The following is a 20,710-nucleotide window of genomic DNA, read 5'->3' on the forward strand; positions in this document are numbered from 1 at the left end:
AAGATCATGGGCAATAATGTTGTGGTATTGGGCACCCAGTGGGGTGATGAAGGCAAGGGCAAGGTCGTTGACCTGTTAACTGAGAATGCGCAGGCCGTCGTGCGCTTTCAAGGTGGGCACAATGCAGGTCATACCCTGGTGGTGAAGGGGGAGAAAACCGCCCTGCATTTGATTCCATCCGGTATCTTGCGTGATCGTGTGACTTGCGTGATAGGCAACGGTGTTGTGCTGGCTCCCGATGCCTTGATCAAAGAAATTCTGATGCTAGAAGAGCGTGGCGTGCCCGTGCGTGAGCGCCTCAAGCTCTCTGCAGCCTGCCCTTTGATTCTTGAATACCATGTGCGTTTGGATTTAGCGCGTGAAAAAGCCCGTGGCGAAGCCAAGATCGGCACCACAGGTCGTGGTATCGGCCCAGCTTATGAAGACAAGGTCGCGCGTCGTGGCTTGCGTGTTGGTGATCTGATGCATCGTGAGCGTTTTGCAGCCAAGCTGGGCGAAGTGCTTGATTATCATAACTTTGTGCTGAAAAACTACTTCAAAGAAGAAGCGGTGGATTTCCAGCAGGTGCTCGATCAGTGCATGGAATATGCAGAAATTCTGCGTCCAATGGTGACGGATACGACGGCTTATTTGCATCAGCTGCGCCGTGAAGATGCCAACATCATGTTTGAAGGCGCGCAGGGTTCACTGCTGGATATCGACCATGGTACCTATCCCTTTGTGACCAGCTCGAACACCACCGCAGGTGGAACGGCCACTGGCTCAGGCTTTGGCCCTATGTATCTGGATTATGTTCTTGGTATCACCAAGGCCTATACCACGCGTGTGGGTTCTGGCCCAATGCCGACTGAGCTGTTTGATGCAGATGGTGAGCACTTGGCGGCAAAAGGTCACGAGTTTGGCACCACGACTGGCCGTGCACGCCGTTGTGGTTGGTTTGATGCGGTGGCGCTGCGCTATGCGGTTCAGATTAACTCGGTGACTGGCATCTGCCTGACCAAGCTTGATGTACTGGATGGTCTGGATACGCTGAAGGTGTGTGTGGGCTATAAAGACAAAAATGGCCAGCTGCTGGATACCCCGGTTGATGCAGAAGGCTTTGCTGCTGTTGAGCCGGTTTACGAAGAGCTGCCCGGCTGGCAGGGCTCCACTGTTGGTGCCAAACAACTCAGTGAGTTGCCTGTTGAAGCGCAAAACTATATCCAGTTCCTGCAAGCACAAATCGGTGTGCCGATTGATATCATCTCGACGGGCCCAGATCGCGAAGAGACGATTATTCTACGCCATCCATTTGAGCAGTAAACTCTGCTCTTCAAGGCTCTTGTTGGGGCTTTGAGTGTACAAAACACCTAGGGTTCGCCCTGGGTGTTTTTTTATGCAGCGCGCTTGGCCGCGCTTCGGTGTTAACGAGGTCGATCCAGATGTCAGCTTCACAAGATCGCTATTTTAATCAAGGTATGGCCGCCCGCTTTGCACGCAATATCTACGCGAGTCAGAAGGGGCGAGTCCGCCTCAAGATGCTACGCCGCTTGATGCGTGCCGAGCTTCCCTTGGATCGTCCTCTGAGAGTCTTGGATGTCGGTGGTGGCCTAGGGCAGATTGCCTGCTGGCTGGCTGCTCAGGGTCATCAGGTCACGCTGGCTGAGCCGGCTCAGGAAATGCTGGATTATGCACAGCGACGCTTAACGCGCTATCCGATTCGGGTGTTGCCGCTGGCACTGCAAGATCTCCAAGGTGTTCTCGAAGAGGAGGCCCCCTTTGATCTGGTTGTCTGTCATGCGGTTTTAGAGTGGCTACAGGATCCTGCTCAGGCAGTTGAGCGACTCAAAAGCTGGGTGGCCCCAGGGGGATATCTGTCATTAATGTATTTTAATGCTGAGGCGCTGTTTCTCGCGAATGTGCTGCGTGGTAATTGGCAGCGGGCATTAGAGAAGGATTTGCGTGGTCAGGGCAAGGGCAAGCGCCTGACACCGATTTCACCCTTGCCACCGACGGCCTATCAAGCCTGGTTGGCCGATTGGCAGTGTGCGCCGCCTGCTGGCATCCGTGTTTTTAGTGACTACCTGCGCTTAAAACTTCCGCCTGAGGCAACGCAGGAGCGCTTACTGGCACTGGAGGCAGGCTACTGTCAGCAGGAGCCTTGGTGGCGCTTAGGGCGTTATATTTTGATTCAGGCGCAAAAACCGGCTGCGCGGGGCTAGCCGTGCGCTGCCAACCACCTTTTGATCGGACCAAAGCTACGTCGATGGGCATCCAAGAGACCATGCTGTTCAATGGCGGCCAGATGCAAGGCCGTGGGATAGCCCTTATGGCGATCGAGGCCATACTCTGGATGCTGTTGATGCAGAGCCAGCATCTGCTGATCTCGATGCACCTTGGCCAAAATAGAGGCCGCTGAGATGGCCGCATTGCGCGCATCTCCCTGAACAACCGCCAAGCCGGGTTGATGCAGTTGTGGGGGCAGACGGTTACCATCGACAAGCACCCACTCAGCGGCTGGATCAAGCTGATCTATCGCTCTTTGCATGGCCAGCAGGCTGGCATGGAGAATATTCAGCGTGTCTATTTCTGCAACACTCGCCTCACCTAGGGCCCAAGCCAGACTCTGCTCACGAATCTGCTCGGCCAGCCTTTCACGTTTCTTTTCGCTGAGTTTTTTGGAGTCCATCAGGCCATCAATCGGCTTCTCAGGGTTGAGGATGACGGCAGCAGCGACGACCGAGCCAATCAGCGGGCCGCGACCAACTTCATCGACACCCGCCAGCCAGCGGCCTGAATAGGGGATGTCCTGCGCGGTTAAGGCAGGGAGTTGTATTTTCTTAGTCGACATGGATTATTCCGTGCTGGACACTGAGGGCAGCAGTGGCTTGATGGCTTGAACAGCCGTTTCACTGGCCTGACATTGAAGCTGCTGATGCAGCGCATAAAAGGCTTGTGTCTGCGTCAGTGCCACCTCAGGGTTGAGGATCAGTGTTTCGATATCTTCAACCAGTAGTTCAAGCTGCGCCTGATCTTGCAAGCGTTCAGGCACCAGTGTTTTTTGCGCGAGCAGATTAGGCAGACTCACCCAAGGCGTTTTGAGCAGCTTCTTACCCAGCCACCAGGTCAAGGGAGCAACCTTATAGCTGACCACCATCGGTGTTTTGCAGAACATGGCTTCAAGCGCCACGGTGCCAGAAGCCAGTAAACAGGCATCGGCCGCTTGCAGCGCAAGATCAGCCTGGCCTTGTAACAGCCTTAGCCCCTCAACAGGCCATTGGGCTAAATGCGCCTCGAGCTCTTGATGGCGCTGAGGGGAGGCCGCCGGTAGTACAAACTGCCAGCTTGGGTGTCGCCGGTGCAAGCGTTGCGCTACCTGTAAAAAGAGGGGAGCAAGCCGGGCCACTTCACCTGCCCGTGAGCCAGGCAGAAGGCTGATCAAAGGTGCTGAGTTGGTGATTTGGAGAGCGGCGCGTGCGGCATTCTTATCGGGTTGGAGCGGAAAGTGATCTGCCGTAGGGTGTCCCACAAAACAGACAGGCATTTGATGTTGTTGATAAAAAGCCGCCTCAAAGGGCAGCAGCGTCAGCATTAAATCGCAGCTTTTTTTGATGCCCTTGATTCGTCCCTGACGCCAAGCCCAGACCGAGGGGCTGACATAGTGGACGGTTTTGATGCCCTGACGACGCAGTTTTTTCTCCAGTCCGAGATTAAAATCAGGCGCATCGATGCCTATCATCAGGTCTGCACGCCAATCCAAGGCCGCTTGATAGAGATGCTTTCTGACTTTCAGCAGCTTAGGCAGGTGCTTGAGCACTTCAACCAGCCCCATCACGGAAAGGGTTTCAAGCGGATAAAGACTTTTTAAACCTGCCGCCTGCATCTTCTCACCGCCGAGGCCGAGAAATTCGGCCTCAGGGTAATGTTGCTTCAGCCTACGCAGCAAATCTGCGCCGAGAATATCGCCAGAGAGTTCGCCTGCAACGACAAAAATCTTCACCGGGTGATGCCACGCTGAGAGTTTTTGATCGAATCGATAAACAGCTGTACTTCGGGTAAACGCGGTGCGGCCTCAAGCTGATCCAAGGCTTCTTGCAAAGGCAGGCCCTGGCGGAAGATCAGCTTATAAGCTGAACGCAGGGCTTGCATGGCCTCTTTTGAGACGCCACGGCGCTTCATGCCTTCATAGTTCAGACCGTGGGTTTCGGCTGGATGACCACTGACCAGTGCATAGGCAGGGATATCCTTCAGAATGATGGAGCCACCGCCACACATGGCATAGGCACCAACACGACTAAACTGATGGACCGCAGACAAGCCGCCGAGGATCGCACCATCACCAACGCTGACATGCCCAGCCAAGGTGGCCTGGTTAGCCAGAATACAATCATTGCCAACCACACAGTCATGCGCGACATGGGCATAGGCCATAAACAGATTGCGGCTGCCAATGCGAGTCAAGCCCTGGTCTTGAACCGTCCCACGGTGCACGGTGACGCCCTCACGGAAGACGTTATCATCACCGACTTCCAGGCGTGTTGCTTCACCCTTGTACTTCTTGTCCTGGCACTCTTCACCAATGCTGGCAAACTGAAAAATGCGATTACGTTCACCGATGACGCTGGGTCCCTGAATCACCACATGAGGCCCAATACGAGTGCCAGCACCGATGCTGACATCGGCGCCAATGATCGAGAAGGCACCCACCTCAACGTCTTCAGCCAGCTTGGCGCTGGCATCGATCAAGGCTGTTGGATGAATCAAGCTCACACCTTTTTCTCCGCACAGGTGATTTCTGTTTCACAAACCAGCTCACCATCGACATGCGAGCGGCAGGCAAAAACCCAGATACCACGTTTTTCGCGCAAGACTTTGGCTTCTAAAGTCAGACGATCTCCTGGCACCACAGGGCGTTTAAAGCGTGTTTTTTCGCTGCCAACAAAGTAGTAAAGATGGCCATCTTTAGGCAGTTTATTGACAGTACGAAAACCAAGAATACCGGCTGCTTGCGCCATTGCTTCAATGATCAGCACACCAGGGAAGATGGGGTGATCAGGGAAGTGGCCAAGAAAGTAAGGCTCATTCACCGTGATATTTTTATAGGCCACGATGGATTGACCGAGCTCCATTTCGGTGACGCGATCCACCAACAAGAAAGGATAGCGGTGGGGAAGGTAGTTCTTGATTTCGTTGATATCCATAACCATGGATCTTCTGCCTCTGTGTATGGGCCCAGTGGGCTGGGCTATTTTTTAGTTGCTTTTTGATGGCACCGCTTCAGTCCTGAATGCGGTGCTGGTGCAAGAGCCTGAGTCAGCTCACCCTGCAAAGTGATTAGTTACTTAGATGCATTCTGCCCTTGCTGACACTTCTTCTCTAAATCGCGCACCTTGTGGTGCAAGTCATCCAGTTGACGAAAACGTACCGCACTTTTACGCCACTGCTGGCTCGGCAGCAGGCCCGTTCCTGATGAGTAGGTGCCAGGTTCAGTAATGGAGCCAGTGACCATGCCCATGCCTGTAATCTGCACATGATCACAAATGCTGATATGACCAGCATAACCAGAGCTGCCACCCAGTAAGCAGTGCGCCCCGATCTTGGTGGAGCCAGAAATGCCGACAAAGGCCGCCATCGCCGTGCCCTGACCAACCTGCACATTATGGCCAATCATCACATGGTTATCGATTTTGACCTGATCACCGATGATGGTGTCACCCAGCGCACCTCGGTCGATAGTCGAGTTGGCCCCCACTTCGACCTCGTCCCCGAGCAGCGTACGACCTAGCTGAGCGATTTTCTCCCAACCACCCTGGCCGTCAGGAGCAAAACCAAAGCCATCAGCACCGATGACGACACCTGAGTGAAGAATACAGTTTTTGCCCAGCTGGGAACGGCGATAAAGTGTCACTCTGGGGTAAATTTTTGTGCCTGCACCGATGACACAATCACGATCAATAAAGCTTTGCGCACCAATCAGGCAGCCTTCTTCGATCACGCAACCAGCCTCAATGACAGCATGAGGGCCTACGCTGACGCTGGGATGGAGCTGCGCTGTTGGATGAATCACTGCACTGGGGTGGCGCTCTGCCTGAGCCGGAGCGGGATCATCAAAAAGATGGGTCAGGCGCGCAAAGGCCAGATAGGGATTGGGCACGATCAGTGCATTCCCCTGAACCTGATCGGCCTGTTTGGGGTGCACCAGTACGGCTCCTGCTGCGGTGGTCTTGAGCAGCGGCGCATACTTGGGGTTACTTAAAAAGCTGAGCTGTTGTGCCGTGGCCTCAGCCAGACCTGCCAAGCCGGTGATGGTCTGTTCGGCATTGCCACGCAGTTCTGCGTTCAGCTGTTGTGCAATCTGCGCCAGTGTCAAGGACATACTCATCTCTCTTCTTTCTGCTGGGTGCGACTATTGCGCTGCGTTGAGCTTTTCAGCGACAGCGGGTGTGAGATCATACTGAGGACGAACAAAGGCCACAGCCTGGCGATCGAGCAGCAGATCGATCTGGTGTTCCTCGATCAGTTCATTGACGGCCTGCTCCAGTGCAGGGCGATGGCGCTCTACGATTTCTTGCTGCATTTCCTGCTGCTGACGTTGCAAGCGACTCATCAGGAATTGGAACTCCTGGGCTTTCTGCTCAATCTCTTGGTTCAGGCGGCGGCGTTCATCACTGCTCATAATATCACCATCACGCTGCATCCGTTCCTGCAGTGCATTGGCTTCTTCACGGAGTTGGCGCGCTCGGCTTTGATCGTTGCTGAGGCGTTCTTCGGCGGCTTGCAAATCAGCACGTGCTTGCTGGCTGCTCATCAAGGCTTGCTGCCAATCGAGTACAGCGATGCGCTGAGCACGAGCAGGCTGGTCTGCTGCAGCGGTTAAGGAAAAAACAAGACTGGTCGCTAAAATCAATAAAAGTGAACAACGTTTCATGGTCTACTCCTTCAATCAAAAAAAAGATGACATCCAACAGACAGATGTCCGTTAGGCCGCTGAGCGCGCGGCAGCGGCATCATCCGTTAAAAGGTTTGTCCTAAAGAGAACTGGAACACCTCAGTGCGGTCATTGGCATCATCATTCAGGGGGCGAGCCAAGCTGAATGTCAGGGGGCCAATGGCGGTAATCCAGGTCAAACTCACACCGGCAGAATAGCGAACTTCATCCCATAAAATGCCGTCTTCACAGCCTTGCTCGATGCTGGCCTGGTAGCACTGATCGGTAAAGACACCACCTGCATCAATAAAGAGGCTGGTCTGCAATGCGCGTTGATCTTCAATAAAGGGCAAGGGGAAGATCAGTTCAGCCGAGCCTTCGAGCAGAATATTGCCCCCAAAGGCCGCATTGGTGGTGTTGTCTGGGCGATAGCCCAAACTATTGGAGCGGTAGCCACGTACAGAGCCGAGACCACCTGCATAATAGTGTTCGTAGAAGGGCAGGCGTGTATAGTCACTACCTAGTCCACGGCCATAGCCTAGATCGGTACGCAGCTTCAAAGACCAGCCTGAGCCGAAGGGGAAGAAGCGCTGCCCACGATAATCGAGCTTATAGAACTGGTAGTCAGAACCTGGGGTAGCGACTTCTAGACTGACGCGCTGGAAGCTGCCTGCGGTGGGCAAGACGCCACGGTTCAGGCGGTTTTGTGTCCAGCGGCCGGTGAGCTTGTAGTTGAAGAAGCTCAAGCCATATTCATCAGTAAACTCTTGGATTTCAGGGGTGGTTGGACGACCGAGATAGACATCGGTTTGATCAAAGCCCAACGACAGGCTCACGCGGCTATCACGCGATATAGGATAGCCATAGGTGACATTGGCGCCATAGGCATCAGTCGCAAAGCGGGTTACATCCATCTCGCCAAAATCTGTTTCGCGATAGAAGAGGTTAAAGCCACGCGAGACGCCATCAATGGTGTAGTAAGGATTGAGATAAGAGAAGTTATAGCTGGTTCTGAAGTCGCTCTTGTTGGCCGACATGCTGACTGTATTGCCCGTCCCAAGGAAGTTACGCTGTGAGATGGACGCGCCATAAACGATACCGCTGTTCTGCGAATAGCCGATGCTGGCCTGAATCGAACCAGAAGGCTGTTCTTCTACACTGTAGGTAATATCGAGCAGATCCTCGCTACCCGGGACAGGACGTAAATCGACACTGACCTGACTAAAGAAGCCAAGGCGCTCTAAGCGCGCGCGTGAGGCATCGATCAGATCGCTATTGGCTGAGGCCCCTTCCATTTGCAGCATTTCACGGCGCAGGACCTCATCTTGAGTCGAGGTATTGCCACGGAAGTGAATACGGCGCACATACATTCTGCGCCCTGGTTGTACCTGATAAACCAGCTTCACCTCGAGCTGTTCATCATCAATAATCGGCTGGGCGTTGATATCCGCAAAGGTATAGCCTTCGCCGCTGAGGCGACTGCGCAAGGCATCGGTTGAGCCTGTCATCGCGCTACGCGAGAAGGGCTGACCCACTTGGGTACGAATCAACGGACGCAGCTGCTCTTCTTCAAGAATCAGATTGCCTGCCAATTCAACTTCGCTGATGGTGTAGCGCTCACCTTCATGGACATTGACGGTAATATAAATATGTTGCTTGTCTGGGCTGATGCTGACCTGGGTGGATTCGATATTAAAACGCAAATAGCCGCGATCCAAATACCAGGAGCGTAGACGTTCGAGATCTCCATTCAGCTTCTCGCGTGAATACTGATCAGCAGAGGACATGAGGGTCCAGCCGCGATCTTCTTTCAGCTCCATGCGGGCCAGCAGGGTGGCATCATCAAAGGCCTGATTGCCCACAATATTGATCCGTTGAATGGTGGCGACGCTGCCTTCGTTGATCTCTAGATGCACGCGTACTTGATTGCGCGGTAGTTCTTCAACACGGCTGGTGATACTTGCGGTATAGCGGCCTTGGGCATGATACATGCGCTGCAGCTCAAGGTTGATCTGCTCCAGTGTGGAGCGCTGGAAAATCTGTCCTGTCTCCAAGCCAGCTTGGGTGAGACCCTGACGCAGATCATCGCTGGAGACCTTCTGATTGCCGGTGATTTCGAGGCTCTGGAGTGTGGGGCGCTCACTGACTCGCAGAATCAACAAGCCATCTTGCTCGTAAAAGGCCAGATCATCAAACAGGCCGGTGGCATAGAGCTGCTTGGAAAGACGGGTGATATCAGCACGCGAGATGCGATCCACACCGATCAGATCCAACTCAGCAAAAACGCTACCAGGGGAAACACGCTGTAGACCTTCAAGGCGTAAGTCATTGATATGGAAGCTTTCGTCTGCCGCTGCGCTGGAGAGTCCAAACAAACAACAGAGTAGTAATGCAGCGATTTTTTTTGTTGAGGTCACAATACAGGATTCCACTCTTCAAATGTTGATGAGCCCTTGAAGGGCTGGCCACGCATAGCAAGAAAGTCGACAACAATAAATGATATCGCCCCTCGCCTACAAGTAGGGAAGGGGGTTCCTGCTGTGCCTGGGCTAGCCAAGGCGCAATAAATCAAAATAAAAGGCCATCAGCATTAGGCTGCCGAGTATCGCAAGACCAAAACGGGTGGCGACAGCCTGAGCCTGTTCTGATACTGGCTTGCCACGTACGGCCTCGATGGCATAAAAGAGCAGATGACCACCATCGAGCACCGGAATGGGCAGCAAGTTGAGGATCGCCAGGCTGATGCTGACATAGGCCAGAAAAGTAATAAAACTCTCCCAGCCAGATTTGACTGAATCATTGGCGACGCGTGCGATGGTGATCGGGCCAGAAAGATTGGTTGGACTGATCAGGCCGGAAATCATCTTGCCGATGGACACCAGAGTGAGCTGACTCATTTCACCTGTTTTCTGCACGGCTCGCCAGCTGGCTTCAAACGGGCCAAAGCGCTGCTCGCGCAGTCGCTCTTCTGGCCAGCTGGGCATCTCGACGCCGGCTCCGATAAAGCCAACCTGCTGCCCTGTTTCGAGTGTGCGTGCCGCTGGAATGATCCTTCTTTCCTGCTCGAAACCATCGCGTTCTAGCTTGAGTGTCAGGGCTGTTTCGGGATGACCTTGTAACCAGTCGACTAGCTCAGCCCAGCTGGAGATGGGCTGTTGATTGACCTGAAGGATGCGGTCACCAGGGCGTAATCCGGCTTGTGCCGCTGCCCCGCCAGACTGGATCGTGGCCAGAATGGGTTGGACCTCGGGTCGCCAAGGACGAATGCCAAGACTGGTAAAGGGATCAGGATCAGTTTGACCGGCCAGAAAACGATCCAGTTCGAGTGTGAGCTGACGCTGCTGGCCGAATTCGTCACGCACTTCAATCGCCAGATGGCGACTTTCTCCCATCCGGCTCAACAGGGCCAGGCCAACCGCCTGCCAACCGGGCGTGGCGCGACCATCAATACTGAGCAGTTCATCTCCCGCTTGTAAACCAGCGACGGCCGCAGGTGAATTCTCTTCTACCTGGCCAATAATGGGAGCCACAACCTGCGTGCCAATGACAAAAACCAACCAGTAGGCAAAAATAGCAAGCAGAAAATTAGCCAGGGGGCCAGCGGCGACAATCGCAAAGCGCTGTCCAACCGTTTTACGGTTAAAAGACTGCTCGGCCAGTTCAGGCGGCACATCGCCTTCACGTTCATCGAGCATTTTGACATAGCCGCCGAGAGGAATGGCAGCAAGCACGAACTCGGTGCCTTCCTTGTTATGCCAGCGCAGCAGCGGACGGCCAAAGCCGACAGAAAAGCGCAGCACCTTCACACCACAGCGGCGCGCAACCCAGTAGTGACCATACTCATGAAAGGTAATCAACACCCCAAGGGTGACAGCTAACGCGGCAAGTGTTTGTATAAATTCCATAGGCTTCGCTATTCAGTCACAAGGTTGTAGACAAATGCGGGATCAGCTGTTGAGCGCGTTGGCGCGCCTGACGATCCTCAGACAATAAAAAGTCCAGATCGTTTGCTGCCTGCACAGAAGAAGCGGCTAAAGTCCGTTCGACCAGCTCTGCGATGGCCAAAAAGGGGATCTGTCGCGCGAGAAAAGCCTCTACAGCCACTTCATTGGCGGCATTCAAAATGGCGGGTGCCGTTCCGCCCGCACTCATGGCCTGGCGCGCCAGATTGAGACAGGGAAAGGCCTGGTGATCAGGTGCCTGAAACTCAAGCTGGCTGAGCTGCATAAAATCCAGCGCCGCGACCCCTGAGTCGATCCGCTCTGGCCAGGCCAGGGCATGGGCAATCGGGGTGCGCATATCGGGTTGCCCCATCTGCGCCAGTACACTGCCATCGGTATAGCGCACCATTGAATGAATAATGCTTTGTGGATGCACCACCACATCGATCTGCTCTTGCGGCAGATCAAACAGCCAACAGGCTTCGATCAACTCCAGCCCCTTATTCATCAAGGTGGCAGAATCCACCGAAATCTTTTGGCCCATCGACCAGTTGGGGTGAGCGATGGCCTGCTCTGGCGTGACGGATTGAAGCTGCGCTCGCGACTTGCCACGGAAGGGGCCACCTGAGGCGGTCAGCAGCAGCTGAGTGATGCCCTGCTCGGCGAGTGGAGCCTGCTTCCAGTGGGTTGGGAGACACTGGAAGATCGCATTGTGTTCTGAATCTAGCGGCAAGAGTTGGGCACCTGAGCGGCCAGCGCGATCCATAAACAGCGCGCCCGACATGACCAGTGCTTCTTTGTTGGCCAAGAGGACCTGCTTGCCTTGCTCGACGGCGGCCAGCGTAGGCAGCAGCCCCGCTGCCCCAACAATGGCGGCGATCACGCAATCAACCTGCGCCTGTTGCGCCAGTGTCATCAAACCCGCTTCACCTGCCAGCACCTGAGTCGTGAGGCCCGCATGGCGAAGGCGTTGTTCAAAGGCCAAGGCAGCGGCATCGGGAACCACAGCGATCTCAGGGCGTGTTGCAAGGCAAATGTCAAATAGGCGATCCAGGCGCTGGTGTCCGCTCACACCGAAAATCTGATAGCGATCTGGATGACGCAGCAGGACATCCAGGCTGGATTCACCAATCGAGCCAGTTGCACCTAAGAGGGCGACGCGCTTCACTAGAGGCCCCCGTAGAGCAGCAGAAGAGCAAAAAGTGGTACGGCAGAAGTCAGGCTGTCAATCCGATCCATAAAGCCACCATGCCCCGGCAGCAGCTGGCTGGAATCCTTCATACCGGCTTCGCGTTTAATCAGGCTTTCCATCAGATCACCCAAGACCGAAGCTGCGGTGATGATCAGTGTGATGATCCACAGCTGGAGGATATCTGCCCAGCCATAGCTCAGATAGTAGCCAGCGCCTAGACTCAGCAGGCTGGTTCCTAACAGGCCGCCGTAAACGCCTTCCCAGGATTTACCAGGGCTGACAGCCGGAGCCAGTTTGCGGCGACCCAAGGCACGCCCTGCAAAATAAGCGCCGATATCGGCCATCCAAGTCAGCAACAGGACGTAGAGCAGCCAAAAGAAGCCATCCACGCGTAGAATTTGCAGGCCACACCAGGCTGGGACCAGTACCATCAAGCCTAAAAAGGCGCGGCGTGCGGGGCAGCGCCACCAGCTGACCCAGCGCGGATGAGTCATCACCAGAATCAAGGCCAGGGGCCACCAGATAGCCGCGACCCATAAAGCCTGATACTGCAGATGAGGCTGATGATAGGCGCTGGCCAGCAGTGCAAGAATGGCGGCAGGGTAGAGGATTTGACCTAATGCAGGTAGCTGCGAGAGGCGCGCCCATTCCCAAGCGGCGATGCCGATCACTACTGAGGTAAAGAGGGCAAAAGAGAGACCCTCTAGGTAAAAGAGTCCCCAGAGTGCAACAGGGGCCAGCAGCAGCGCAGTGAGCAGACGTTGCTTTAACATAGAGATTCCTTATTCAGGCTGGATTGGCTGAGCAGCAGGTTGGCGACCACCAAAGCGGCGTTCACGCTGGCCAAAGGCATGGAGGGTGTCATAAAAGGCCTGTTGGCGAAAATCTGGCCAGTGGAGTTCAGGAAACACAAATTCGGTATAGGCCATCTGCCACAGCAAAAAATTGCTGATACGCTGTTCACCGCTGGTGCGGATGCACAGATCAGGATCAGGGAATTCAGCGAGGGCGAGATGCTTGGCGAGGGTCGCCTCAGAAAGCTGTTCAGGCTCAAGTTGACCTTGTTGGCTAAGCTGGCAGAGTTTTTGTGTGGCTTGGAGTAGATCCCAGCGGCCGCCATAGTTGGCTGCAATAATCAGCGTGAGCTTACGATGCTGGGCCGTTTGGGCTTCGGCCTTCGCCATCAGCTCTTGCAGATCCGCACTAAAGGCGCTGCGATCGCCAACGATTTTGAGGCGGACTTGATATTTATGAAGACGCTTGGCTTCGCGCTTGAGCGCCCATTTAAAGAGCTCCATCAAGCCTGAGACTTCATCTTGTGGGCGCGACCAGTTCTCGCTTGAAAAGGCAAAGAGCGTGAGGTACTCAATACCCTGGCGCAAAGCCACTTCGATCACCGCGCGCACAGATTCGACGCCGGCCTTGTGTCCAGCCAAGCCAGGTAAATGACGTTGCTGAGCCCAGCGATTATTGCCATCCATGATAATGGCAACATGGCGAGGCAGGTTGGTTAATTGGGGTTCAGCCATGAGATTCGGCATCCTTAGCATGGTGCGCCCAAGGTGAAACCTCAAGCCGCTGAATCAGAATCCTGAGCAGGAAGGGGTGCTTAAGCACCCCTGCTGCACTAGATTTGCATCAAGTCTTCTTCTTTGCTGGCCAGAGTGCGATCGACTTCGCTGATATGCTGATCGGTCATCTTCTGGATCTCATCCTGCGCACGGCGCTCTTCGTCTTCGCTGATTTCTTTGTCTTTCAGCAAGGCCTTGAGCTGATTGTTGGCATCACGGCGGATATTCCGTACAGCAACACGTGCATGCTCAGCTTCAGCCTTGGCTTGCTTGATATAGCCCTTGCGGGTTTCTTCAGTCAGCGGCGGCATAGGCACACGAATATTGGTTCCGGCAGTATTGGGGTTGAGGCCCAGATCTGACTTCATGATGGCCTTTTCAACCGCAGGCACCATGTTTTTTTCCCAAGGAATCACGACCAGAGTCCGGTTGTCTTCGACGTTGACATTCGCGACCTGACTGATAGGCACTTCGCTGCCGTAGTAGTCCACACGCACTGAATCGAGAATGCTGGGATGCGCTCGGCCAGTACGGATTTTATTGAATGCAATGCTGAGCGACTCTAAGGACTTGTCCATGCGCTCTTGAGTGTCTTTTTTGATTTCGTTAATCACGGTATTCGCCTCGTTAGAATCAAGCTTCACCCTGATCGATCAGAGTGCCTTCTTGGCCGCCCACCACCAGATTGAGGAGCGCACCGGGTTTGTTCATGTTGAAGACGCGGACTGGCATGCCTTGGTCGCGGACCAGACAAATCGCAGTGAGATCCATGACTTCCAGTTTTTGATCCAGCGCCTCGTCGTAGCTCAGGCGCTGATACTTCACCGCATCAGCAAAACGCACTGGGTCTTTATCATACACGCCATCGACCTTGGTGGCTTTGATCACCACATCGGCATCGACTTCGATACCGCGCAAGCAGGCGGCTGAATCGGTTGTAAAGAAGGGGTTGCCTGTGCCTGCAGAGAAGATCACGACATCGCCAGCCGTCAGATAGCGAATCGCAGAGCGGCGATCATAGTGTTCGACAACACCACTCATGGGGATGGCCGACATGACCCGGGTGCGAATATTACAGCGTTCTAGTGCATCGCGCATCGCGAGGCCGTTCATGACTGTTGCCAGCATGCCCATGTGATCGCCTGTGACCCTTTCCATGCCAGCAGCATGCAGGGCAGCACCCCGGAAGAGGTTGCCCCCACCGATCACCAGGCCGATCTGAACACCGATACCGACCAGCTGGCCTATTTCTAGTGCCATACGATCAAGCACCTTGGGATCGATACCAAATTCCTGATCGCCCATCAGCGCTTCGCCACTGAGTTTGAGCAGAATACGCTTGTATTTAGCGTTGCGTTCATTGGTGTTCATGTTAGGTCTCCTGGCTGGGTCGAATATCCATGATGCAAGGCTCTGGCTGAGCGGCATCAGGTGGGTCATGCGGATGCAAGCAAGGGGCAGTAAGAAGCAAAAGCCCCAGTTGCGCAAAAACGTGCTGGTTGGAGCCAGCACGTTTCTGTGGGTGCCTCAGTGATTTCATGAGCTGAAATCCGAGACAAGAAGGGTCTTACTTGCTGGCCGCCGCTTGAGCAGCTACCTCAGCAGCAAAATCCACTTCTTCTTTTTCAATGCCTTCGCCAACTTCAAAGCGAACAAAGCTCAGCAGCTCGCCGCCCGCTGCTTTAACATAAGCCGCGACAGTTTGCTCTGGGTTTTTGATGAAGGCTTGCTCAGTCAGGCTGTTTTCAGCCAAGAACTTCTTGATACGACCGCCAACCATCTTTTCAGCGATTTCAGCAGGCTTGCCCGCCATATCAGGTTGCGCCAGGATGATTTCTTTCTCTTTATCCAGCACTTCTTGAGGCATGTCTTCTGGCTTGCAGACGCGTGGGTTAACAGCCGCAGCATGCATCGCCACATCTTTAGCCGCTTCTTGTGTGCCGCCTTTCAGCTGAGTCAGTACGCCGATACGGCCGCCGTGAACATACTCACCAATTACTTCGCCTTCAACAACAACGGCACGACGTACAGTGATGTTCTCGCCGATTTTTTGTACCAGTGCTTCACGTGCTGATTCCAGCTCGCCTGCAGTCAGAGTAGCGATATCGGTTTCGCGTGTTTCCAGCAGCTTGTCAGCAACTTGGCTAACGAAGTTCAGGAAGTTGTCATCACGTGCAACGAAATCAGTTTCAGAGTTGATTTCGATCATCACGCCGTAGCTACCATCGGCAGCAACGCGCGTTGCAATGGCGCCTTCAGCAGCGATACGGCCTGCTTTTTTGGCGGCTTTCAGACCTGAAGATTTGCGCAGGTTTTCAATCGCCAGCTCGATGTCACCATCGGCTTCTTGGAGTGCTTTTTTGCACTCCATCATTGCCAGACCGGTACGCTCGCGTAATTCTTTCACTTGGGAGGCGCTAATGGCAGCCATGTTCTATCCCCTTGTTGAGATGTTAGAAAATTATTCTGCAGCGTTATCTTCAGCAGCGACTTCAACCAGCTCTTCTGGAGTGGCATCGCCTGCTTTGCTGCACGCATTCGCAATGGCGCTGACGTAGAGCTTCACGGCACGGATCGCGTCATCGTTACCAGGAATAACGAAATCAACGCCATCTGGGTTAGAGTTGGTATCAACAATACCGATGACAGGAATGCCCAGCTTGTTGGCTTCGTTGATGGCCAGACGCTCGTGGTCTACGTCAACAACAAACAGTGCGTCAGGCAGACCGCCCATGTTTTTGATACCGCCGATAGAACGCTCCAACTTTTCCATTTCGCGCTGGTTCATCAGCACTTCTTTTTTGGTCAGCTTGTCAAAAGTGCCATCTTGCTGTTGCGTTTCTAAGTCACGCAGACGACGGATAGACTGACGAATAGTTTTGTAGTTCGTCAGCATACCGCCCAACCAGCGGTGGTTAACATAAGGCATGTTCACCCGGTCTGCTTCTTCACGGATGATTTTGCTGGCAGCGCGCTTAGTACCAACAAACAGAATTTTGTTTTTGCCGTTAGCCAGTTTCTCAACAAAGCTGATCGCTTCGTTGATAGCAGGAACGGTTTTTTCCAAGTTGATGATGTGGATCTTGTTACGTGCACCAAAGATGTACTTGCCCATCTTGGGGTTCCAGTAACGAGTTTGGTGACCAAAGTGAGCACCGGCTTGCAACAGATCGCGCATTGAAACTTGAGACATGATAAAACTCCGAATATTAGGGTTAGGCCTCCATACACCCCAGCCATCAACCTTGGATAGGCTGACTTCATCTTGAGTCTTGCCTAGCCTCAGCACCCAGATGACTGTGTCGGTCTATGTGTGACTTGGTTTAAGTGCTCAGCCTGATGGCCTGCACTGGATCGAGAAAAACAGCACGTTGGCGGGCAAAAGTTGACTAGAACGCGAGGATTTGCCTTCGTCTTAGCCTTGCCGTATCCTTCGGGGGTTCTTTCGAGCGCGCACTTTATAGCACAAAGCCGCTTCGATATAAAGCATTCATCCAAGACAGAGCTCAAGATTATGAATATCCCAATTAAAACGGCGGATGAAATCGTCAAGATGCGCGCCGCAGGTCGACTGGCAGCCGAAGTGCTGGAGATGCTGGAGCCTTTTATCCAGCCGGGGGTCAGTACGGGTGAGTTGGATCGTATTAGTCACCAGTATATTGTTGAACGTGGAGCCATTCCTGCGCCGCTGAATTATCACGGTTTTCCTAAGTCGATCTGTACTTCGGTCAATCATGTGATCTGTCACGGTATTCCAGATGATGCCAAGCTGCTCAAAAAAGGCGACATAGTGAATATTGATGTCACTGTGATAGTGGATGGCTATCACGGCGATACCAGCAAGATGTTCTATGTTGGCGAGCCGAGTATCATGGCGCGTCGTTTATGTGAGTTTACGCAGCAAGCCCTGTATGCAGCGATAGATCTGGTGCGTCCAGGTACACGCCTCTCCACCATCGGTCAGACGATTGCAGAGATGGCCAAAAAAGAGCGCTTTGCGGTCGTGCAAGAGTATTGTGGTCATGGTATTGGCGCGGTTTTTCACGAAGATCCGCAGGTGCTGCATTATGATGGCTATACCCAGCGAACCGATGTCGCCTTAAAGGAAGGCATGTGTTTAACCATTGAGCCGATGATTAACGCTGGCCAGCGTCATTGTAAGCTGCTGAAGGATGGCTGGACGGTGGTCACCAAGGATCACAGTCTGTCTGCCCAGTGGGAGCATACCTTGCTGGTCACGGCGGATGGGGTTGAGGTGTTGACCCGACGCCAGGAAGAACACTTCTAGTCTCAGCCCAGCTCTCGCCTGCGCGCTGCCAAGGAGCCATCATGAGTTCGGTTTATCGTTTTCAACCCGATGTGCAGCTCTATGATTTCGCGAAGCTGCAGCAGCAGTTGCATGCCGCGCAGGAATCACGGGTGGTGTTGCTGAAAAAAGCGCTGGGTGTGATCGATCAGCGTCTGGCGCAAGCCTTTTATGATGGCGCGGATATTCGTGATCTGGTCTATGGACGTGCCTGGGCCATGGATCAGCTGCTGAAAGCCATCTGGTCGCTTTTTGAATGGCCAGAGGGTGAGATTGCGCTGTTGGCTGTCGGTGGCTATGGCCGCGGCGAGCTGCATCCTAAATCCGATATCGATCTGCTGTTTTTATTAAAGCAGGATGATGATGGGCCAGTGCGTGACCAGCTGACAGCCTTGATCACGCTTTTATGGGATATCAAGCTGGATGTTGGGCAGAGCGTGCGCTCATTAAATGATTGTGAGCGAGAGGCGCGGGCTGATTTAACCGTGATCACCAACCTGTCTGAGAATCGAACTCTGGCCGGCGAGGATGGCCTGCGTCAGGAAATGGTGCAGCGTTTAAGCACTGAATGCATGTGGCCTTCAGCCAAGTTCTTTAAGGCGAAGTGGCAGGAGCAGATCGCGCGGCATCATCGTTTTAATAATAGTGAGTATCACCTCGAACCCAACGTCAAAAGTTCGCCAGGCGGCCTGCGCGATATCCAGATGATCGGCTGGGTCGCCAAACGTCACTTTCAGGCTGACTCCTTGCAGGATCTGCTGTCATCCGGTTTTTTAACGGCCAGTGAAATGCGTATTCTTGAGCAGGGGCAGTGTTTTTTATGGCAGGTGCGCTTTGCTCTTCATCTTTTAGCGCCACGGGCTGAAGATCGCTTGCTGTTTGATTACCAGCGCCAATTGGCGATGCTGTTTGGCTATTTGGATACGGATAAGCGCCTGGCTGTTGAGCAGTTTATGAAGCGCTATTATCGCGTAGTCACCAGTTTGAGTGAGCTGAACGATGTGCTGCTGCAACATTTTGAGCAGGCCCTGCTGGCATCGTCGGCTCCTGCTGAACCACCACGTATCTTGAATCGTCGTTTTCAGATGGCTGAGCAGTTTATTGAGGCCAGATCGCCCGATGTGTTTGAGCAGCAGCCCTTTGCCCTGATCGAGATCTTTTTGTTGATGGCGCAGCACCCAGAAATTCAAGGCGTGCGTGCGACAACTATCCGCGCTATTCGAGATGCCCGTTATCTTGTCGATGAAGCTTTCCGACGTGATTTGCGCGCGCGCAGCTTGTTTATGGCTTTGCTGCGTAGCGAGGGGAATGTGGCCTTACAGCTGCGCCGGATGAGCCGCTATGGCATCTTGGGGCGCTATTTGCCTGAGTTTGGTCATGCTGTTGGACTGACTCAGCATGATCTTTTTCATATCTATACTGTGGATGCCCATACGCTGAAACTGCTCAAATTCTTGCAGGTGTTTCGTACTCCTGAAGCTGAGCAAGACTACCCGCTGGCAACACGCTTGATACAGCATATCCCGAAGCTGGAGTTATTATGGATTGCAGGCCTCTACCATGATTTAGGTAAAGGGCGCGGTGGCGATCACTCCGAACTGGGTGCTGAGGATGTGCTACGTTTTGCAAAGCAGCATCAGCTGTCCTTGCGCGATCAGCGCTTATTGGTCTGGCTGGTTGAGCAGCACCTGCTGATGTCGATGACTGCGCAGAAGCAGGATCTTTCTGATCCGGATGTGATTCTGCATTTTGCCGAGCAGGTTGGCAGCCAGATGCATCTAGATTATCTCTATCTGCTGACTGTGGCGGACTTAAATGCCACCAATCCGCGTCTTTGGAATGGCTGGCGCGCCGCCTTATTGAATCAGTTGTATGCCGAAACAGCGCGCACCTTCCGCCGTGGGCTAGAGAATCCAATCGATCCGCAAGAGTGGATCGCCGAAACTCAGCAGGAGGCGATGGCCCTGCTGATCAATATGGGTGAAGAGCCAGAAGCCGTGCGCGCGCTTTGGTCGACGCTGGATGAAGACTACTTCCTGCAGGATGCCCCGAGTGAGGTGGCTTGGCATACTCAGGGTATCTTGCATCACCAGCGAGATGAGCCGCTGGTTTTGGTGGCCGCGCCTACGCAAGATATGCGTGAAGGGGGCACCAAGGTCTTTATTCATGCCCCTGATGCGGCTTTTGGTTTTGCGGCCACCGCCACGATGATGGATCGCCTGGGTTTATCGATTCATGATGCGCGTTTTTGTACCAGTCGTCAGGGTTATACCCTGAATACCCTGATTGTCTTGGAACAGGATGGTCAGGTGCCGCGTGATCCAGCGCGTTTAGAGGAAATTCGCCTCGAAATGGTGCGTGCATTAAAAGATCCAGAGCAGTTTCCGGCGCTAGTGCAGCTGCATACCCCGCGCCAGCTCAAGCATTTTACGCTGCCAACGCAGGTCTATATCAGCAATGATGCCAATCAGCAGCGTACGCTAGTGGAGGTGGTCACGCCGGATCGGCCGGGGTTGCTGGCCAGAATCGGTCGTATTTTTGTTGAGTTTGATCTGCTGCTGCAGAACGCCAAAATTGCCACCTTAGGTGAGAGGGTGGAAGACGTCTTTTTTGTGACCCAGCGCGATGGTGCTCCCATTGCTGATCCAGATCTCTGTCTCAGGCTGCAGCAGCGCCTGTGTGATGAGCTGGATCGGCAGGCAGGACGCTAATATGGGCGCGCCCCGCCCCGCCCTGTGTTCATTGAAATGAGAGCCATTGAAATGAGAGTGATTGAAATAAGAGCCATTGAAA

19 protein-coding genes are annotated in these 20,710 nt (G+C 53.8%); 4 read left to right on the forward strand and 15 right to left on the reverse strand.

The features are described 5' to 3' along the window. Positions 1-6: 6 nt before the first annotated feature. Entirely contained in the window at positions 7-1,302 is a 1,296-nt protein-coding gene (locus tag V6U78_RS01400; protein ID WP_405336438.1) for an adenylosuccinate synthase, read from the forward strand. A 119-nt stretch (positions 1,303-1,421) separates the two neighbouring features. Next, positions 1,422-2,201, forward strand: coding sequence for a methyltransferase domain-containing protein (locus V6U78_RS01405; RefSeq protein ID WP_405336440.1), 780 nt, complete (start codon positions 1,422-1,424; stop codon positions 2,199-2,201). On the opposite strand, the gene rnhB is transcribed toward V6U78_RS01405, so the two are convergent. From rnhB to rpsB, 15 genes are all read right to left on the reverse strand, one after another. After that, positions 2,198-2,830 carry a ribonuclease HII gene (gene rnhB, locus V6U78_RS01410; RefSeq protein WP_405336442.1) on the reverse strand — a complete coding sequence of 211 codons (633 nt, stop codon included), beginning with the start codon at positions 2,828-2,830 and terminating at the stop codon, positions 2,198-2,200. The two genes, V6U78_RS01405 and rnhB, sit on opposite strands and share 4 nt — an antisense overlap. 3 nt (positions 2,831-2,833) lie before the next feature. Continuing rightward, a complete protein-coding gene (lpxB, locus tag V6U78_RS01415; protein ID WP_405336444.1) occupies positions 2,834-3,979 on the reverse strand; it encodes a lipid-A-disaccharide synthase in 1,146 nt (381 codons plus the stop codon). Then, positions 3,976-4,743, reverse strand: coding sequence for an acyl-ACP--UDP-N-acetylglucosamine O-acyltransferase (lpxA, locus tag V6U78_RS01420; RefSeq protein WP_405337070.1), 768 nt, complete (start codon positions 4,741-4,743; stop codon positions 3,976-3,978). Before lpxA ends, lpxB begins: the two co-directional genes overlap by 4 nt. A 2-nt stretch (positions 4,744-4,745) precedes the next feature. Next, a complete protein-coding gene (gene fabZ, locus V6U78_RS01425; protein ID WP_405336446.1) occupies positions 4,746-5,186 on the reverse strand; it encodes a 3-hydroxyacyl-ACP dehydratase FabZ in 441 nt (146 codons plus the stop codon). 131 nt (positions 5,187-5,317) lie between these two features. Beyond that, on the reverse strand, positions 5,318-6,361 hold the full coding sequence (gene lpxD / locus V6U78_RS01430) for a UDP-3-O-(3-hydroxymyristoyl)glucosamine N-acyltransferase (protein ID WP_405336448.1): 1,044 nt from the start codon (positions 6,359-6,361) through the stop codon (positions 5,318-5,320). Between the two features lie 24 nt (positions 6,362-6,385). Then, positions 6,386-6,907: an OmpH family outer membrane protein gene (locus tag V6U78_RS01435; RefSeq protein ID WP_405336450.1), complete on the reverse strand. Its 522-nt coding sequence runs from the start codon at positions 6,905-6,907 to the stop codon at positions 6,386-6,388. A gap of 86 nt (positions 6,908-6,993) precedes the next feature. Further along, positions 6,994-9,327 carry an outer membrane protein assembly factor BamA gene (bamA, locus tag V6U78_RS01440; protein ID WP_405337072.1) on the reverse strand — a complete coding sequence of 778 codons (2,334 nt, stop codon included), beginning with the start codon at positions 9,325-9,327 and terminating at the stop codon, positions 6,994-6,996. A gap of 129 nt (positions 9,328-9,456) precedes the next feature. Beyond that, on the reverse strand, positions 9,457-10,812 hold the full coding sequence (gene rseP / locus V6U78_RS01445) for an RIP metalloprotease RseP (RefSeq protein WP_405336452.1): 1,356 nt from the start codon (positions 10,810-10,812) through the stop codon (positions 9,457-9,459). Positions 10,813-10,828: 16 nt separating this feature from the next. Continuing rightward, positions 10,829-12,016, reverse strand: a complete 1,188-nt coding sequence (gene ispC, locus V6U78_RS01450; RefSeq protein WP_405336454.1) for a 1-deoxy-D-xylulose-5-phosphate reductoisomerase — start codon at positions 12,014-12,016, stop codon at positions 10,829-10,831. Continuing rightward, on the reverse strand, positions 12,016-12,813 hold the full coding sequence (locus V6U78_RS01455; RefSeq protein WP_405336456.1) for a phosphatidate cytidylyltransferase: 798 nt from the start codon (positions 12,811-12,813) through the stop codon (positions 12,016-12,018). The genes ispC and V6U78_RS01455 overlap by 1 nt, the downstream gene beginning before the upstream one ends. A gap of 9 nt (positions 12,814-12,822) precedes the next feature. Beyond that, entirely contained in the window at positions 12,823-13,569 is a 747-nt protein-coding gene (gene uppS / locus V6U78_RS01460) for a polyprenyl diphosphate synthase (RefSeq protein ID WP_405336458.1), read from the reverse strand. A gap of 98 nt (positions 13,570-13,667) precedes the next feature. Then, the gene (frr, locus tag V6U78_RS01465; protein ID WP_405336460.1) at positions 13,668-14,225 is read right to left on the reverse strand and encodes a ribosome recycling factor; all 558 of its coding nucleotides are present in this window, start codon (positions 14,223-14,225) and stop codon (positions 13,668-13,670) included. Between the two features lie 19 nt (positions 14,226-14,244). After that, positions 14,245-14,982 carry a UMP kinase gene (gene pyrH, locus V6U78_RS01470; protein ID WP_405336462.1) on the reverse strand — a complete coding sequence of 246 codons (738 nt, stop codon included), beginning with the start codon at positions 14,980-14,982 and terminating at the stop codon, positions 14,245-14,247. 196 nt (positions 14,983-15,178) lie between these two features. After that, positions 15,179-16,042 (reverse strand): translation elongation factor Ts, encoded by an 864-nt coding sequence (tsf, locus tag V6U78_RS01475; RefSeq protein WP_405336464.1) that lies wholly within the window; start codon positions 16,040-16,042, stop codon positions 15,179-15,181. A gap of 30 nt (positions 16,043-16,072) precedes the next feature. Then, complete coding sequence (gene rpsB / locus V6U78_RS01480) at positions 16,073-16,804, reverse strand: 30S ribosomal protein S2 (RefSeq protein ID WP_405336466.1); 732 nt, start codon at positions 16,802-16,804, stop codon at positions 16,073-16,075. Between the two features lie 267 nt (positions 16,805-17,071). Between rpsB and map the strand changes: the two genes are divergently transcribed. Further along, positions 17,072-17,899 carry a type I methionyl aminopeptidase gene (gene map, locus V6U78_RS01485; protein WP_405337074.1) on the forward strand — a complete coding sequence of 276 codons (828 nt, stop codon included), beginning with the start codon at positions 17,072-17,074 and terminating at the stop codon, positions 17,897-17,899. A 41-nt stretch (positions 17,900-17,940) separates the two neighbouring features. After that, complete coding sequence (locus V6U78_RS01490; protein ID WP_405336468.1) at positions 17,941-20,628, forward strand: [protein-PII] uridylyltransferase; 2,688 nt, start codon at positions 17,941-17,943, stop codon at positions 20,626-20,628. Positions 20,629-20,710 lie beyond the last annotated feature (82 nt).

This window comes from Marinospirillum alkalitolerans (assembly GCF_045055655.1).
In the GTDB taxonomy this organism is placed as follows: Bacteria; Pseudomonadota; Gammaproteobacteria; order Pseudomonadales; family Halomonadaceae; genus Marinospirillum; species Marinospirillum alkalitolerans.

Coding starts and splice junctions, on each gene's coding strand:
- V6U78_RS01400 (WP_405336438.1), top strand. CDS start 7: ATGGGCAATAATGTTGTGGTATTGGGCACCCAGTGGGGTGATGAAGGC.
- V6U78_RS01405 (WP_405336440.1), top strand. CDS start 1,422: ATGTCAGCTTCACAAGATCGCTATTTTAATCAAGGTATGGCCGCCCGC.
- rnhB (WP_405336442.1), bottom strand. CDS start 2,830: ATGTCGACTAAGAAAATACAACTCCCTGCCTTAACCGCGCAGGACATC.
- fabZ (WP_405336446.1), bottom strand. CDS start 5,186: ATGGTTATGGATATCAACGAAATCAAGAACTACCTTCCCCACCGCTAT.
- lpxD (WP_405336448.1), bottom strand. CDS start 6,361: ATGAGTATGTCCTTGACACTGGCGCAGATTGCACAACAGCTGAACGCA.
- V6U78_RS01435 (WP_405336450.1), bottom strand. CDS start 6,907: ATGAAACGTTGTTCACTTTTATTGATTTTAGCGACCAGTCTTGTTTTT.
- rseP (WP_405336452.1), bottom strand. CDS start 10,812: ATGGAATTTATACAAACACTTGCCGCGTTAGCTGTCACCCTTGGGGTG.
- V6U78_RS01455 (WP_405336456.1), bottom strand. CDS start 12,813: ATGTTAAAGCAACGTCTGCTCACTGCGCTGCTGCTGGCCCCTGTTGCA.
- uppS (WP_405336458.1), bottom strand. CDS start 13,569: ATGGCTGAACCCCAATTAACCAACCTGCCTCGCCATGTTGCCATTATC.
- pyrH (WP_405336462.1), bottom strand. CDS start 14,982: ATGAACACCAATGAACGCAACGCTAAATACAAGCGTATTCTGCTCAAA.
- tsf (WP_405336464.1), bottom strand. CDS start 16,042: ATGGCTGCCATTAGCGCCTCCCAAGTGAAAGAATTACGCGAGCGTACC.
- rpsB (WP_405336466.1), bottom strand. CDS start 16,804: ATGTCTCAAGTTTCAATGCGCGATCTGTTGCAAGCCGGTGCTCACTTT.
- V6U78_RS01490 (WP_405336468.1), top strand. CDS start 17,941: ATGAGTTCGGTTTATCGTTTTCAACCCGATGTGCAGCTCTATGATTTC.